The following is a 17,690-nucleotide window of genomic DNA, read 5'->3' on the forward strand; positions in this document are numbered from 1 at the left end:
ATTAACTAACCCCTTTTAGATTATTATTTCTAATTTCTCTATACCTTTTTTTCTCTTACACTATTCTTTCTTGCCTATATCAAGGATGATTAGTCAAGTTAGTAAGGAATTCATGAAGATACAAAAATTATTTTATTATACCAAAGCTGATTGTATCAGAAAACAAGGGGAGGTGACACATAACTACAGATAACTTTACGTAAAAAAACCTGAAAAACAGGAAAGATTCCTCTCTTTTCAGGTTTGAAATGTATTTATAAGGAAGTCTCGTAACCAAATTCTTTCATTCTGCTTTCACAAATCGTTTCGATTTTCCTCAAATTAGTTTCACCAAAAAAGTCCATTTTACTAACTTTTTTATTTCCTGCAGGCTGATACTGGATATCAACTTTGGACGAAATATCATTTGTAGGAACTAAATCTAATTGGCGGGCAAGCTTCTCAATTTCGCCTTCTTTGTCTTTTACAAAATCCTCGTAGCGAATGAGGAGCATATTATCCTTATGTTTCTTATAAATATCGATCGCATAATTCCAGCGATGAGCCATCCACTCAATATAATTCTCACCTTGAATCCCCATCCAGCGGCTGTCAATAACACGTTCCCAGTCTTTCGGTGCCTGTGCTAACTTTTTTTGACTATCTGGATCATCAATACGAGTTAAATCGCCATTAATTTTTACTCGATTTAAAATGCTTCGAATATTATCCCGTGGGTCCCGGACAATAAAGACAAATTTAGAATTAGGAAAATACTTAATTATATCTTCATACAGAAAAGTCAGCGAAGGTTCTTTAATTACTTCTTTCGAAAAATCATATTTATTTCGTTCCACGAAATCGGGGAAGGAAAGCTCATGATTATGAAGTTTTATTTGGGTCGGTTCACAAATGTCTGGAAGGTCAATGGCAACTGTTTTGTCAGCTAAATCAGCTAACAATGCACCTATGGCTGATGTCCCGCTTTTTTGATTACCAATTACGAAAATGGGACGTTCATGAATGGAAGACGTCTTATTTAACCGTGCTCGCTTCACCGTATTCGGCAAATGATACACTTTTCTTAGTAGTTTCTTCACTACAGTCACCTCAATACTTGAGAAAGTTGATCGTTCACTGTGGAATTATACCATATCCTATGGATAAGAACATAATTCTTCCTGACTACAAATGTAAACCATGTTCTTATTATCTGCACCTATCTGATTCAGTGTTGAGGGGACCTTGCCCTTCCTAGCAAGAATCCTTCAATTAGTTTAAGAGAAACCATCATTTAACTCAACTCACAAAAAACCCGAACCAATGGAATTCAAAGGTTCGGGCTTTGCTGTGAATATCATACATTTGTGACAAGCGCTTAGAAAACTATTTTTGTTCTAATTGACCAGATACTTTCTCACTAACTGCTCCAGGTCCGCCTAGAACGTGGAAGTTATGAATATTAAGATCTTTAATAGCTTTTTCAGTTGCTGCTGGAAGCTGATCTTCTTTCACTAGTAAAATGGAAGCATCTTGTTTTGCTGCTAGTACAGAACCTGCCAGTGCATCAGCAAATCCATCTCCTGTTGCAATGAATGCTTTCCCTGTATGAGGTTCCAACTCAGTAGCAATGGTGGTTGCTGTTTCAAATCGATTGCTTCCGTTATAACGCTTGGCATTTGGAAGCATCTCTTTAACAGAATCAGATACCGCATTAGGTCCACCTACGACCACGCTGTTATCAAAACCTTTCAAAGCAATAGACGTAATGTTAGGTAATTTGTTTGGTTTAGTTAATAGAATTGGATAACCATTTTTGGCAGCATAAGGAGCTGCAGCCAGGGCATCCGGAAAGTCTGTACCATCTGCTACCACTGCTTTATCAGGGTTGCCACCAAGACGCGCGGCAATGCTGGCAGCTGTCTTATAACGAGTGTTTCCATAGATTCGGTCTACGTTGACCCCCATGCCATCCAGCTGATATTGCACGTAACTTGAAATAGCACCTGTGCCACCTAAGATGATAACATTCTTAGCACCTAGACGATTAATTTCATCGGCAACTTTCGAATCCAGGTCATCTGTTCCTGTTAGTAAGATAGGAGCATTTTTCTTATAAGCAAGAGGGGCACCTGCAAGCGCATCAGCGAATTTGTCCCCGCGGGCAAGGACTACCGTATCTGCCTTATCCCAGCCTTTTTTAGAAATTTCAATCGCTGTTTCCACGCGGTTAGTACCTTTTACTCGTTCGTTTACCTTTTCAATGCTGCGTCCTTCTCTTTCTGGAGAGACAGGTTTATGGTTCTTTAAATACTCTGTAAACACTTCATAATCTACAAAATACAATTCATTCATCCGGCCATCATCTTTCGCTTCCTTAAACGAAGCATACCCATCGCCGCCATCTGCTACGAAATTGTTTGTCGCAACTGTATAGGTAGCTTCTGGATCGATTGGCTGGTAACCGTCCTCTGTTTTGACCTTCGCGTCTACAATTCGCTCGCCTACATCTTTAGACAGGTCATATACATACTTCACACCTGCCACTTGTGCAAAACGGCCGCCAACATTTTCATAGTCGCTTACACTGTTTTCTAATCCTCTTAATAGTTCTGAACCTTTTAAATCTAATGTTACGAGCGTATTACCGAATGGCATAACAGTTAACACTTCTCCAAGAGAAATTTCTCCCTGATCAATAGAAGCTCGGATCCCGCCGCCATTTTGCAAAGCAATGGTAGTATCAGGATCTGCTGTCTTAGCTTTTTCAAGCATGGAGTCCGCAATTAAGTTACCAAGGTTCGTTTCATGCTGGCGCACATCACCGCGCTCTCCATTCAAAGCAACAGTGGTATCGCCGGCCTTCTGCTCCTTCAAGTCTTCAATAGGCTGACTAAGCTCGTCCAATAATTCCTTTGCTTCCGTGTCTTCTTTAATGACGGGGGTAGCATCCGGTCCAAGGTCGACCAGATTTTCATCCCAGCTTGTTAGGACGCCTTCAGAATTAAAAGAAAGCTGCAGGTCACCTAAAAAGTCATCGTACTGTTCCGCTTGTACAACAATCGTCGGCTCACTGTCCGTCTTATAGGCAATAGCTTCATCAAGTTCCGTATGACTGTGACCCCCGACAATTACGTCGATACCATCTACGGTCTGGGCAAGCGTTTTATCGTAATTAACCCCCAAATGAGTCACGGCAATTATTTTATTTACACCTTCATCTTCAAGCATTTTTACAGTTTCTTTCGCTTTTTCAATATGATCTTCAAAACTAATGGTCGGTCCAGGAGTGGAGAGAATTTCTGTTTCTTCCGTAGTAAGTCCAAACACACCCACTTTTTCTCCATTCACATCGAGTACAGAAGCAGGAAAAATCTTACCATCTTCCCCAGGGGTGCCGATCTTGTCCATATAAAGAGGATCAAGGTCACTATCTGCACTGAAATCAATATTGGAACTTAATATAGGAAATTCAGCTTTTTTAATAAAATCAGCAAATCCTTTAGGACCGTCATCGAACTCATGGTTTCCCGGTACCATAGCATCGTATTTCATCATGTTCATAAATTGGACGTCAGCAAGTCCCTTGTATTGATTGTAATAAAGTGTTCCGGAAAAAACGTCTCCAGCACTTAGCAGAATAGAATTCGCACGATCGCCGCGGATGTTTTTCACTGCAGTTACTTGCCGAGCTACATTGGATAAGTGGGCATGCGTGTCATTCGTGTGCATGATGGTCAAATCAAAGTCTCCGGATCCCTCTGCAGCATGTACATTGTGGCCTGGAGCACCAAGTAGAGCGAGCGCTATGGCACCCGCCGATGCTGCGGTTGCTAAAGGTTTAATCATTTTCATAAAACCCATTCCCTTCACTTATTAGTGTTTATTTATCCCATAAATAATGGACTGTACTACTGATCAAGTTTCTTTGCTAAATCTTCACTGACGGCATTCGGACCACCTAAAATGTGAAGATTCTTATACTCCATTTTCTCAATTAACTGGTTGATACTGTATGGAATATGGTCGGGTTTTACTAGGAGCATTGGTGCACCCTGTTTAGCTGCAAGTACGGAGCCTGTCAAAGCGTCCGCAAAATTTTCCCCAGTTGCTACATAAGCATCCTTGGAAGACCCGACGAGCTGTTTTGCGATTTCTGAAGCTGTTTCATACCGCGTTGTGCCATTATAACGCGTTGGGTTAGGAAGTTTTTCCATTAACTGATTGCTAACCGCATTTTTTCCGCCAACCACAATCGTTTCATCGATTCGTTTTAATGCTCGCTGTGTATCTTTGGGAAGCTTCTTCTCTTTAGTTAACAGAATTGGATAACCGTTCTTAGCTGCAAACGAGGCCGCTGCAAGGGCATCAGGATAATTATTTCCATCAGCAATAACTGCTTTTTTCGGATGACCATCCAAACGTGCCGCAATACTTGCCGCTGTTTCAAAACGATTGGTTCCTGCTACTCGCTCAACAGAAAGACCAAGTCCTTCTAATTGATAACGCACATAGTCGGAAACGGCACCATCTCCGCCAAGGATGACAGCATGAGAAGCACCCAGTCTTTTTATTTCATCCTTAACTTCAGGTAATAGGCGACTGGTTTTCGTAAGTAAAATGGGAGCATCCAGTTTATAGGCCAAAGGTGTACCGGCAAGGGCATCCGGATAGGAATCCCCGCGTGAAATCACTACCGTATCGGCTTTCTCCCAGCCTTTTTTAGATATTTCAACGGCTGTTTTATGGCGATCCGTTCCATTAATCCGCTCTACTGTAGTACTTAGATCAAGCTGGGCTAATACAGGATCATGGTCACTTGCCCTGCCGTCAGCTTCAGAGAAATCAGAATTGATGTTAACACTATCAATTTTCGTACGGTCGCTTAAATTATTGCTAACGAGAATGTGATCGAGAACTTGAGAGTTCCCCTGGTAAATATAAGAATAACGCTCATCTTGAGGAAGCTTATTCATCATGTCAGTCATTACGTCATCGGCTAAGGTTTGAACAGGAGCAGAGAATTGGAAGTCATTTAAATCCCCTAATACGACAACGTTCGCTTGATCTGCATTTTCAACAACTTTATCGACGAATTGATTCACTACCGCTGCTTGTTTTAAGCGCTGAACTTCACTTCCCAAAACAACTGGCTGATCTGCGCCAAATAAGGCACCATCTCCGCCTTTTGAATTGAAATGGTTGGCAATTACTACGACCTTCTGTCCATGGAAATTAAATTCTGCAGCAAGTGATTTCCGTGAATCTTCAAACGCTTCATTTTCAGGGTCAATACGACCAGGATTCAGAGTCAAACCTTTGTCGTTCACATCGACTGCCGTGGAAGCATCTCCATGCGGCTTATCAGGCATCGATACTCGATTAGGATTATAAATAAATCCGACACGAATGTTTCCGCCAGGCTGACCGCCGTCTGTTTTGTCCTTTGGAGAAATATCCGTAAATTTATACGTTGGACCTCCATCTGCTTTAATCGCATCAATTAATTTCTGATAAGACTGATCCGCATCTACCGTACCATCATCCGTCGGACCATTGTTGTCCTGAACTTCTATGAGACCAATAATATCCGGCTGCTTTAAGTTATTATTAATAGATTGAGCAAGCTTGTTTACCTTATCCATTGAAGTATCAGCAGAAAAATTTTCTATATTATAAGAAGCGATATTCAGGCGGTCTTCCGCTGGATTGATTTTTGTGACTTCCCGCTTCGTTCCTCCATCAACAACCTCCGGGAATGTGCCTGTTGGACGAATTTTAAAGTTACTATAGTCATAACTCACTACTCCAGTTACAGGACCATTAAGCTCATCACCCGTTTTAACGTTAACATCCAGGCCATCGACGTCTATTAAGATGCGCTCTGGATTATAGTCATCAGGAGAAATCAGCAGACCGCCTGCATCTGTCATTGCCTGGTCTTCACTTTTATTCACATATACAGCTACTTCATCATATTCCGGTGGAGAAGTAACGTGGGCATCATCCAGCTCAACTAACATTCCTTCTAAACTTTCATAGAAATCGAGCCCATCCTCATTTGGATCAAAGCTTTTCATTCCATCATCTTCAATATTTTCTGTCGGTGGAGTACGGTCTTTACCAAGTACAACTGGAGATGGTACTTTCTGATCTTCTGCCGTTACCTTAACGTTAGAAGCAGAGATTTCAGTTGTTAAAAGGTCATTAGCATCATCGTAGCCACCTTCTTTAAATTCTTTTACCTGGCCATCGACTTCAACCTTGTCCCCAGTTTTAACGGAAGCGTTTGGCGAGTATACATAAATTCCTTCCGATGTAGCAACATCGCTGTCAGGATTATCATCCTGCATAAAGAAACCTTTTGAATTTAATTTTGTGACAATACCATCTACTTTAGCGACATTTTTACCTTTGTAGGGTGACACATGACCGGCCCCTTGAATATCGTGAATATCAAGGTTATCTAGTGCTTTGAGCACCTTATAAGTAAAGGACGATACTTCGCTTACTTCTCCGCTTGACTTTACAGCTACAGCTTTAATCGTAGTGTCCTCGTCAATAGTAATCGCATTTGTGTATGTGGAACTAGTGGCATCAGGTTTGCTTCCATCAAGGGTGTAATGGATAATAGCCCCATCCTGAGGGGTTTTAAGCGAAACCTTAGAGCCTTTTACAATATTCCCCGCGCCAGGTTCAGCTACTACAGAAAAAATGGTCTGCACCGCGTCCGCTTGACTCCGCGGTTTAAGTCTGTACTTATCATAGGAGTAATCCACAACTCCACCGAGCAGCTCATACTTTTGGCCAACCTCAAGATTTAACGAGTCATCTTTCTCGATTATGAATTCCCCAGTGGTATCTTTTCCTAAGTAGTCACCGCCTGAATCTCTTCCGGTGATTTCCACATTAGAAAGTTCTACAAGCTCCCCTTCAATATCTTCGCCATTTTCCTCGCTGAAGTTTGCTGCCTTAACACTCTCTGGCGTAGGAACTCCTTTATTCTCGACAACCGTGGATACTTGATCAGAGGAGGTTTGCATTTGCTCCATGCCGTAATAAGAAGTAATGGATCCTTGAGCAGAAATTTCATCTCCGATATTGACTTTAACTCCAGAAGTACGGACGACTAGTCCCGCTGTATCATCTTGTATGTAATAATTTGTAGCACCTCCGGATGAAAATGAAGCGGTGACTACGCCTGTAACTTTAACCTGCTTGTCACTTCCTGCACTCTTTCTTGCTTCGACAATGGACTGTTCGTCTACGGGACCTGGCGTTGAGGTCTGATCTGGATACTTCCCTAAATACTTAAATGTATCTTTTGGATGGGTAACATAAGAATTACTTACATCAAAAGCATCTTCAGGATTAGTATCTCCACTAGTAATCTCTACTTTCCTTGTAAAAGTATTATCTTGAGCGAATTTCTCCGTACTGCCAATCTGACCTAAGGAATCTATCACTTTATCATTTTGCTTTATAACAACGACGTCATCACCATTAAAATTTATCCCTCCATCAAACATATCTGTAACACTTTTAATCTGTTCATCTACCTCAGGTCTGCTATTTGATAAAACAAATACATCCCCATCTGCCAATGTTCCATTTAGCTGAATTGAAGATCCAGCTTCGGAAGAGCCGTTAGAATAAATTTCTACCGTTATCGTGCTTAAATCAATTTCACTGCCCGTTCCGTTGTACAGCTCCAGCGCCTTATTATAAGAGCTGCCTTCTATGTACTCTGAAATTAGCAGCTTGTCCGGCTTTGGAGCCGATGGAGCAGCTTTAACCGAGTATGCAGGCCCTGAAACTAAACTGAGAACTAATGAACTTATTAATACAGTATTAGTTCCACGAGAAAAAGTTTTCTTTTTCAAATGATTCCCTCCTAATGGTGTCGGATTAAATATTACATCCACAGTCATTATATAACAAAATATGTACAAATTGTGTAAATTATATTAATATTAGACAAATTTAAAGAAAACGTTTACATATCTAGAGTTTCGTCTCTTAAATTTCTCCTAAATTGTCCTTAGTCAGAATATTATTTACCGATTTTCTCTTCCATAACAAATAATTAAAGGGAGTTTTATAAAATAAGTTGTTGATATTTCCCGGGAAATTTGTTTGGAATGTCGAAAATTTAAAGGACAGTCCACCAATCGACTTTCAACATATGGATCAAAGCTTCCCCATTTTTAATTGGAACGACAAAAAAGCTTGCAGAGAAAGTAATCCCTGCAAGCTCATAATCTTCTTTTAGTATACCATTTGTTATTTAGATTCAATCGATTCGTGTTTTTTTAACGTTTCTCTTAAGAATCCTAGCAAATCTTCTTTAAGTTCCGGTCGTTCCAATGCAAGCTCCACGGTTGTTTTAATAAAACCGTGCTTCTCCCCTACATCATAGCGGGAACCTTCAAAATCATAAGCAAATACCCGCTGAATACCATTTAATTTCTCAATGGCATCGGTTAGCTGTACTTCTCCTCCGGCACCTAAGTCCTGCTTCTCTAGGAACATCATGATTTCCGGTGTTAATACGTAGCGCCCCATAATTGCCAAATTGGAAGGTTCTTCACCTTTTGGAGGCTTTTCAACGAACTTCTTCACCTGATAAAGACGGTCCTCTTGAGTTTCAGGATCGATAATTCCATAACGGTGCGTCTGGTCATCCTCTACCTGCTGGACTCCGATAACAGATGAATGGGTTTCTTCATATTTATTAATCAATTGTTTAAGGCCAGGTTCTTCAGCACGAACAATGTCATCTCCAAGTAAGACCGCAAAAGGTTCATCTCCAATGAACTTACGTGCACACCATACGGCATGCCCTAAACCTTTAGGCTCTTTCTGGCGAATGTAATGAATATCCACCTTAGAAGGCTGCTTCACCTTTTCCAATAAGTCAAATTTTTCTTTTCTCATTAAATTTTCTTCCAGTTCAAAAGAATAATCAAAATGATCTTCAATCGCTCTTTTACCTTTTCCCGTTACTATAATAATGTCTTCAATTCCTGATTCAATAGCTTCTTCTACTATGTACTGAATTGTAGGTTTATCTACAATTGGCAGCATTTCTTTAGGCATTGCCTTCGTTGCAGGAAGAAACCGCGTTCCTAAACCTGCTGCAGGAATAATTGCCTTTCTTACTTTTTTCATACTCTACCTCCCAAAATATCCAAACTAGGAATATTGTAACATAAAATTACTATATATTTCACAAAACTATTACTAATTATTCGACGAAGTGATAGAATTTAGGAAATTAAATTTTCAGCTCCTTGGAAATCTGCCAATTACAAGATAAGTCGGAAAGTGAGGATAGCTAATGATACCCTCAAACTAGATAAAAAGCTTGTGAAGTATCTCAATGCAACAATATTATCCCATCTATTTTACCAAGTGAGCACAAAACCCTTTTCCTGAAGCAGGAAAAGGGTTTCATTTGGAATTAAGTACCGTAATAATAATAATTCTGGTTTTTACGATCGACATCATTCAATAGCGTTCCAAGTATTCGTCCATTTGACTGCTCTAACATTTCCTTCGCGCGTTTCACCTGGTCAATTTCTGCTTGTTTATTACGCACTACAAGTAAAGCTCCGTCACAAATGTTTGAAATAATTTGCGCATCCGTAACCGCAAGAACTGGCGGTGTATCGAAAATTACCATATCATATTTAGGCTTGCAGTCTTTAAGAAGCTGTTTCATAGCTTTTGATCCAAGCAATTCAGATGGATTTGGCGGGATCGGGCCGCAAGAAACTGTATCGAGATTATCAATATGGGTTTCGTTCGTAATTTCCTCAAGCGGTTTATCACCGATTAAATAATTACTCAAGCCCACCGTGTTTTGAGTGCGGAATGTGTAATGCACCGTAGGTTTACGCAAATCTGCATCAACTAGAAGTACATTATTTCCCTGCTGAGCAAAAACGATGGCTAAATTTGCGGTCGTTAACGATTTCCCTTCTGCAGGACCGGAGGAAGTAACCATCATGGAATTTAATTCAAAATCGACCGCCGAAAAGTTTAAATTCGTTCGAACCGTACGATATTGCTCCGAAATTGGAGAACGAGGATTAATATCGGTAATTAACGTACGCTTCATTTTATTAGACAGTTTTCTTTTCTTGTTGCGCATACTTCACACTCCTTTGCTGCCTGGGACTCATATTTCTATTAGTTTCTTTAGGAAGATCGTCCTCAATAATATGAGCAACAGATCCTAGGACCGGTAAGCCAATCTTCTTTTCTAATTCATCTTCTGATTTAATCGTGTTATCCAAATATTCGAGTAAGAAAGCAAGACCTACTCCAACCATTAATCCTACAACTAACGCGATCGCCATATTCAAATATGGTTTTGGGCTTACAGGAGAAGGATTACTTGCTATTTCTGCATCAGATAATGTAGTTACATTGTCTACATTCATGTAATCTGGTACTTTGGATTTAAAAACGTCTACTATACTATTAGCGATGACTGCAGCCGTTTCCTGGCTGGTGTCCGTAACTGTTACAGTTACAACCTGGGAATCCTGCTCGCTTGACACCTGCAATTTATTGCTAAGTGCATCTGCATCTACAGCAAGGTCTGCGTCTTGAACGACATCCTCTAAGATAGCGGGACTCTTAATGATAACATTATATGTATTAATAAGTTCGACGTTGGTTCTAATATCATTCACGTCAAATTGACTATTACTTTGGTTGTCCTTCGTATTTACTATAAACTGGGAAGATGCCTGATAAGTAGGGGTCAGTACAAAGTAACTTACAAGTGCTGCTATAACTAAAGCTCCGATCGCAAGTGACGCAATCATTAGCCATCTTTTCTTTAAAACCTGGCCAATTTCCTTCAACGAGATGGTTTCTTCCATTGATGTCCCTCCATTTGTAATAAATCTCACAATTCAATCGTTACTCATTATAGCATAAATCTACCATTGATTTCGTCGAATTATAGATTTTTTTCACTATTTCCCAACTTCAACCAAAAAAACACCCGCCCTTGACTAGATTAGGGACGGGTGTCACAAGTATTATTTAATTGTAACTTTTATTCTGCAGAAAGTTTTTTCAGTAGCTCGTTCTTAACTTCCTGACTGACAGCATTCTCTCCACCAATAGCGACAATATGTTTTACGCCATTTTGGTAAAGATATTTCTGCAAGTAATTATTGACTTCAGTTGGCAGGTTGTCTGGATGAGTCAGTAGCAGTACGCCATCATTAGAATTAACTAATGGAGTGGATGATAACGCATCTGGGTACTTATCACCAGTAGATACATAGAATGTATCTGTAGAGTTGGCAAATTCTTTTAATACTTCTACCAACGTACCATAACGGTTCGTACCTGCTAGACGAGTGGTTGATTTAGACATACCTTCAATTTTATTCTGAACGTCTTCAGATACGACTCCTTCACCACCAAGTACGTAAACGTCTCTGCCGTTGAATACTTTTTCCATACCCTTTGGAAGTTCGTTTTTCTTCGTAAGCACAATTGGCATTTTTTTGCTTCCGGCAAACGGGCCGGCACTTAGAGCGTCAGCAAACTTCTCACCAGTTGCTACAAATACACCACTGTCATTTAGACCAAAACCTAGTGATCCAAGTTTGTTAACAACTGCGCGGTTGGTTTCGTAACGGTTGTCTCCTGACAGGCGCTCTACATCATTTGCATCCATACCCATGTCTCTTAATTGATCTACGACTTCGTCAGTAACAACTCCATCGCCGCCGACAATAAAGGCATTCTCTGCACCTAGGCGCTTGATTTCTTTAATAACTTCATCACTTAATGGTTCACCAGAGTCAGTTAGTAGAATTGGTGCATTCATTACATCCGCTAATGGACCGGCAGATAAAGCATCCGGGAAATTATTAGCGGTTGCAATAACCACTGATTTTTTCTTTACTTCATTTGGAATACCATCTGGATACATTTGTTTAGAAACAGCTACAGACGTTTCGATTCGGTTTGTCCCAGCAACTGTAGTTACTGAATTATCTTGTAAATAAACCGGAAGTGTTGTAATTGTTTCGTCCGTTTGAGCGTCTTTCACGAAAATTCCTGCATAGTACTGCTGGTTATCATCAGGAGTCACAATCTTGACATCAGTCTTAATGTTCCCTGAAACAGGAATATTGTACATTTTCTTCGGTACAGTAATGGAACCTTCTCCATCATCACCTGGATCTAATACTTTAACTTCTTTTGTCATTAGATCGACATTAATTTGACCTGAGAATCCAAAGACAGCAACACGATATTTTCCGTCTGCAAGTCCTTTGAAGGAAACACTTTCATCGGAAGATCCGCCTGCAGACATTGCATAATCCTCATATTTTCCTTTTTCTTTATTGAATTTTTGAACGTACAGATCTACGTCATCACTTGCCACACCTGGATTGTAGGTACGTACATCAAGAGATACGTTGTTCTTAATGTTTAATTCTTTGTAATAGTAATCTTTGCTTGGGGCAGTAATCCTTTTCTCTTCAACTTTTGGTTTGCTGAATTCTCCTGCTTGTAAATAAACGTTCTTATCCTTAGCGAAATAGTTCGTGAAGGATACCTGTTTAGTCAACGTTTTTTGTCCATCAGCCAGACCCAGTTTTAAGATTCCAGGTTCTTTCACCATGCCTTGTCCCATTGCTTTTAACTCAAAGTGGTTCATGGTTTGGTCTTCTTTCGGAGAGGCAGTTCCATAAACAGCAACTTCCCAAGTCCCTGGTTTTGGGCTCTTATATGTGTTTGTTTCTACACTTAATCCATCATCACCATAGCCTGCATAGCCTTTGAACTCATTTACTTGTTTTCCATCTGGATCGAAAACGATCATACGTACACGCCCTTGATAATCCCCATTGTTTTCCTGAAGGGCACGAAGATCGAAACGAACTTCATCAATTCCTCGTTTCACATCAAAGAAATAACTCTTCGTTTTAGAAGATTGGATCTGATCAGTCTTATCCCAGCGATAATGATTATTCTGAGTAAATTCATTTGGTTTTACTACGGTCTGCGGAATTCTTGCTTCGGCATATGGAGTAGATGGATCATTCACTGTGATCAGACCATCATTATATCCCATTGCCAGCTTGCTAGAATCATAGGTTGCAGTAATTGTTTTCCCTTCGCCAGGCTCTAAGGTTACTTGGTCCTGAGATAAGTTGAACCAATCTGCCTCATGAGAAAGCGTTAAGGTCTTCTTAACGTCTGAAGTGTTCTGCAATGTAATTGTTACTTCTTTAGGAAGTTCCTTATTGCGAACGTACAACCCTTTACCTCCAGAAACTTTCTCTCCGTAATTTACAGTGGTATCAACCGTTTTCATATCTTTAATGAAGTTATCTTTCAAATAATCGTAAGCATCTTGAACATTGACTAAACCTGCTCCCTGTGCAGCACGATTATATCCATCAAGAGGCTTTGCCGTCTGAATTAAAGCTTCACGTACTGTCTTGTAAGAATAAGGAACTCTATCTTTTGTAGTCGCATTTCTTAATAAAGAAACGACTCCGGTAACATAAGGGGACGCCATACTTGTTCCCTGAAGTACGGTATAGCTTCCTTGCTGAACCGGGTAGGTAGAATAGGCAGCACCTGGAGCGACAATGTCCGGCTTCTGCCCGCCGTCTTCACGTGGTCCATGGGAAGAAAAGTACCATAGCCCCTCGCCATCCTTGCGCTTTCCATCTTTATCTTTGCCATAAGGGAAGTAACCGTACTCGGTTTCCCACATTTCACTGTTAATATAAGCCCCAACAGAAATGGCATTTTCAGAAGTACCCGGAGAACCAACTGTATCTAATCCTGGTCCGTCGTTACCTGCGGCAATTACATACGTAATACCGAATTGTGCAGACAGCGTATCGATCAGAGAGTTGTAGGCATCTGCTCCATCATTAATATCCGGAAGTGAACCTAAACTCAAGTTTGCTACATCTGATCCATACCCTCCCATTTTTTCAGGAAGAGCGGCATCAACCATGGCACTCATAATAGAGTAACTGGAGGCACCTTCACCTGCACGGAAAACTTTTTGACCTACAAGCTCCGCACCTGGAGCAACCCCGTCCATGTCTGCTTCGTAAATATCATCCGCTGCATCCTCTGGAGAATTTGCTGCCGTTATACCTGATACATGTGTACCATGGCCGCCGCCAGTATCCGCAAAGAAGTTGATAGCTGGAAAGTTTTCTTCTGGTTTGGTAATATCTGGAGTAAATTTTTTATTAAAATGATTTAAACGGAAATTCGCTCCTGGAAGTTCATCTGTTGGGTCAACATCAAATGAATCAGTAGCATCCTTAGCCAGAGGTGTTTCATCTGAAAAGTCATTATCAAGATCTTTATCCACATAAATTTGGCCATCAGCTAATAGAACTCCGAATTTTTCTGTTTGGTCATCGTTCTTCTGACCATCAGCATTTAAATCTTCCGCCTCTTCAGGATCAGCGGCATATTGAAGTTCTCCGAAATAATAGGTATCATCTGCTGCGTCAATTCCTGTAGTATTATATGTACCTGATTCAGAGGTAGAGATTGAACCCCCTTCGTCGAATTGTTCATCAAAGTAAACTTCCCCATCTGACACATAATCACCATAAAATACATTCTGCATCGTATAGTCTTCTACAGCGACAATTTTTTCTTTACCAGATGTAGTCTTCTGAAATGCAGGGTGACCAGGATCAATACCTGTATCAATGATGGAAATTCGAGTACCCGTACCATCATATTTGTTTTTAAATGTATTTACTTCTGTCGGCTTGTGGGTTTCAATGGTGGCAGGCTTTACTACTTCTGCTGCATCTTTACCGACATTTGATTTTAAATCTGAATCCTGTTTTTCGACTGGTTTCATTATATTATTTTTAGAAACCGCAGAAACATGATCAAGATTATAGACTGAAATGACTTTCTCTGTTGGTATTTCCGCGAGATAAACGTATTTGTGCTGATTTTGTAATACTTTAGCACCTAAATCTATTAAAGAAGAAGTTATGTCTTTTTTACCATCTGAAACAACGATGAGAGTCTGGGTTTCCTGTTCACTCGTGGAGAGCGATAGTAATTCTGAACTTAAATGTGGTTTAACAATCTTCTTCGTATCATTTAAAGCTGCTTCTGCTTTCGGAGCATAGTAGCCTGAAAACGAAGAAAATACGAGTGCAGCACCTGCCGCTACGGTCAATGCCGTATTCTTAATTTTCACTAATGATTCCCTCCCAATAATTTTATACTAGAATAATTCTTTCGGGTCTTCCCCCTCCTTTCCAAATTCTATCAAATTACATTACTTTTACATTATATTTAAAATTCTGTCATTTTTCAATAATTAAGAATCTTTTATTTTATCAAACTATTTTATTAGACAATTAAATAGGATAATTTAGTAGAAAGTACGGAAAGAATGGAATATTATTCGACAAAAAACCCGAAACCAATTAATTTTCTGGTTCGGGTTTAATTATTTCTCCACTTATTTAAGTTTTCATCTTATTTAAAGGTGTTTACATTTGTTCTGCCATTATCTAATATCCATTTACATATCGATCAATCGTCCAGGCAGACTGAGGCGAAATAGCTCCCGGACCGCCTAAAATATGATAGGTCTGACCTTTGTGATAGTGAAGATAGGTAAGCTCTTGTTGAATAGTTTTATCTATTTTTTTCGGGGGTACTAGCAGAACTCTATCTTTTTGTTTTCCTGCTAATGCCGCTCCCGTCAGTGCATCATTATATTTCTCTCCAGTAGCAAAGTAAAGATTGCCTTCGCTTGGGGAAAAGTGGAGCAGAACTTGAAAGCTCGTTTCATAGCGATTGGTACCATTGACTCTGGAAGTAGTTATTCCCAGATCGCCAACTGCCCTATCACTAATGGCTCCCGACCCGCCAATCACTATTCCTGAATTAAATTTTTCAGATTGAATATAGTTTTTTACTACAGTCGGTACCTTATTTTCTTTTACAAAAATGATAGGCATTTGGGCATTTTGAGCATAAGCTGCCACTGAAACTGCATCGGGGAAATTTTCCCCGGTTACTATAATTGCTTTCTCACTGTTAAAGGTTAAGGTCTTGTCGATAGCAATTGATGTTTTATAACGCGTGTCGCCCGCTACTCTTATTGTTTTTATTCCATTTTCATTTAGTTTTTCTTTCACCTCAGAAGACAATGCTCCCGGACCGCCGGTAAGCACTACATAATCTGTCTTCAACCGTTTAAGTTCTTTCACATGCTCCGAAGTGATCTGATTATTTTTAACCAGCAGAATAGGCGACTTCAATTGATTAGCAAGAGGAGTAGCGGCTAAACTGTCTGGAAAACGATCTGCGGTCGCCATCACGACGAATTTTCCCGTGTAAGATTCCCCATTAGCCTTATAATTGGTCTCCTCTAAACTATCCCAGCCATTTTTCGAAATAGCTAGGGATGTTTCTACTGAGGTCGTACCGGCAATTCGATTATTCTCATTGATAAGCTGCTTTGACCGCCCGGCATTAATCAGTCCTTCGCCGAGCTGTGCTTCTTCTGTCAGCGGGTGGGCTCCTTTAGATAATAAAGTTTTTATTTGTTCACTCGTTAAATAAGGAGCTGCCGCTTTTAAGCGGGCTGCAAGAGAAACAACAATTGGAGTGGCCATACTCGTTCCATCTAAATATTCATAACTGCCATCCAAGTATGTACTGTAAATGTGAGAGCCAGGCGCAGCCACATCAATATTCGGTCCATAATTAGAGAAATCAGCCCGCTTCTGAGTTCCTGTTTCCGTGGCACCTACAGAAAGTACTGAAGAAAAAGCAGCCGGGAAGGTAGTGCGGTCTACGTCATCATTGCCTGCGGCAGCAATAACAAGCACTCCCGCATTATTCGCGTATTCCACTGCCTCTTGCATGTACTCTGAATTTGAATAGCCGCCAAGGCTCAAATTGATGATATCAGCACCATGGTCTACAGCATAATTGATCCCCTGTGCTACATCTGACATATATCCCTCACGCGCTTCTATCACTTTAATCGGCATGATCTTTGCTCCTTTGGATATAGAAGAAATTCCTATGCCATTAAATGTACCTGCTCCCACGAGTCCCGCTATGTGAGTCCCATGACCAAAATAATCTTCTGGGAGCTTTCCTGGCTCCAGCACGTTATATCCTTTAACCAAGCTGCCTTTAAGATCGGGGTGATCTTCATCTACTCCAGAGTCAATGACAGCAACCGTCACCCCTGTTGAATTCTGGTCGTTGTACCAGCTTTGATCAATATTTACATCTTTAAAGAACTGAAACTGCTTAGAAAATAAGGGATCTTTTTCAGCTTCTCCCCATGCGTAAACCGGAGTATCCAGCTCCGCAAACTGAACATCAGTTTCTTTTCTTAGTTCTTTTATTCTGCTGGATGCCTGTTTTTCAGCAACTTTTAATATGTAAACTTCCCCATCTTTATGAGGCGTCTTTTTTAATACTTTTTCATTGCTCTGTGTATGTATCTTTTGATCATGGTCCTGATTATATTTAACAATAATTCTCACTGTATCATCTGACTGCGCATAAACGGCACTCGTGCAGAGGCAGAAGCTCAATACAAGGCCAAACGTAACCAGAAAAAATGGAAGCCAATTTTTTCGTAACATCCCCACTATCCTCTCCGTTGAAATTACGGTGATTATAACACATTT

At 40.3% G+C, this 17,690-nt stretch carries 8 protein-coding genes; all 8 read right to left on the bottom strand.

Translation table 11 applies throughout. The annotated features are described in order from the left end of the window. Positions 1-254: 254 nt before the first annotated feature. A complete protein-coding gene (locus Q7A53_RS15075; RefSeq protein WP_411790010.1) occupies positions 255-1,079 on the bottom strand; it encodes a sulfotransferase family protein in 825 nt (274 codons plus the stop codon). 286 nt (positions 1,080-1,365) lie between these two features. Beyond that, a complete protein-coding gene (locus tag Q7A53_RS15080; protein WP_411790011.1) occupies positions 1,366-3,834 on the bottom strand; it encodes a cell wall-binding repeat-containing protein in 2,469 nt (822 codons plus the stop codon). Positions 3,835-3,890: 56 nt separating this feature from the next. Further along, positions 3,891-7,862 carry a cell wall-binding repeat-containing protein gene (locus Q7A53_RS15085; RefSeq protein WP_411790012.1) on the bottom strand — a complete coding sequence of 1,324 codons (3,972 nt, stop codon included), beginning with the start codon at positions 7,860-7,862 and terminating at the stop codon, positions 3,891-3,893. 400 nt (positions 7,863-8,262) lie between these two features. After that, complete coding sequence (gene galU, locus Q7A53_RS15090) at positions 8,263-9,150, bottom strand: UTP--glucose-1-phosphate uridylyltransferase GalU (protein ID WP_411790013.1); 888 nt, start codon at positions 9,148-9,150, stop codon at positions 8,263-8,265. A 292-nt stretch (positions 9,151-9,442) separates the two neighbouring features. Continuing rightward, positions 9,443-10,135, bottom strand: coding sequence for a CpsD/CapB family tyrosine-protein kinase (locus Q7A53_RS15095; RefSeq protein WP_411790014.1), 693 nt, complete (start codon positions 10,133-10,135; stop codon positions 9,443-9,445). Further along, complete coding sequence (locus tag Q7A53_RS15100; protein ID WP_411790015.1) at positions 10,107-10,874, bottom strand: YveK family protein; 768 nt, start codon at positions 10,872-10,874, stop codon at positions 10,107-10,109. The genes Q7A53_RS15095 and Q7A53_RS15100 overlap by 29 nt, the downstream gene beginning before the upstream one ends. A gap of 179 nt (positions 10,875-11,053) precedes the next feature. Beyond that, positions 11,054-15,223, bottom strand: coding sequence for a cell wall-binding repeat-containing protein (locus tag Q7A53_RS15105; protein ID WP_411790016.1), 4,170 nt, complete (start codon positions 15,221-15,223; stop codon positions 11,054-11,056). Positions 15,224-15,542: 319 nt separating this feature from the next. Further along, entirely contained in the window at positions 15,543-17,645 is a 2,103-nt protein-coding gene (locus Q7A53_RS15110; RefSeq protein ID WP_411790017.1) for a S8 family serine peptidase, read from the bottom strand. Positions 17,646-17,690 lie beyond the last annotated feature (45 nt).

The sequence above is a fragment of the Halobacillus rhizosphaerae genome (assembly GCF_046719735.1).
In the GTDB taxonomy this organism is placed as follows: domain Bacteria; phylum Bacillota; class Bacilli; order Bacillales; family Halobacillaceae; genus Halobacillus_B; species Halobacillus_B rhizosphaerae.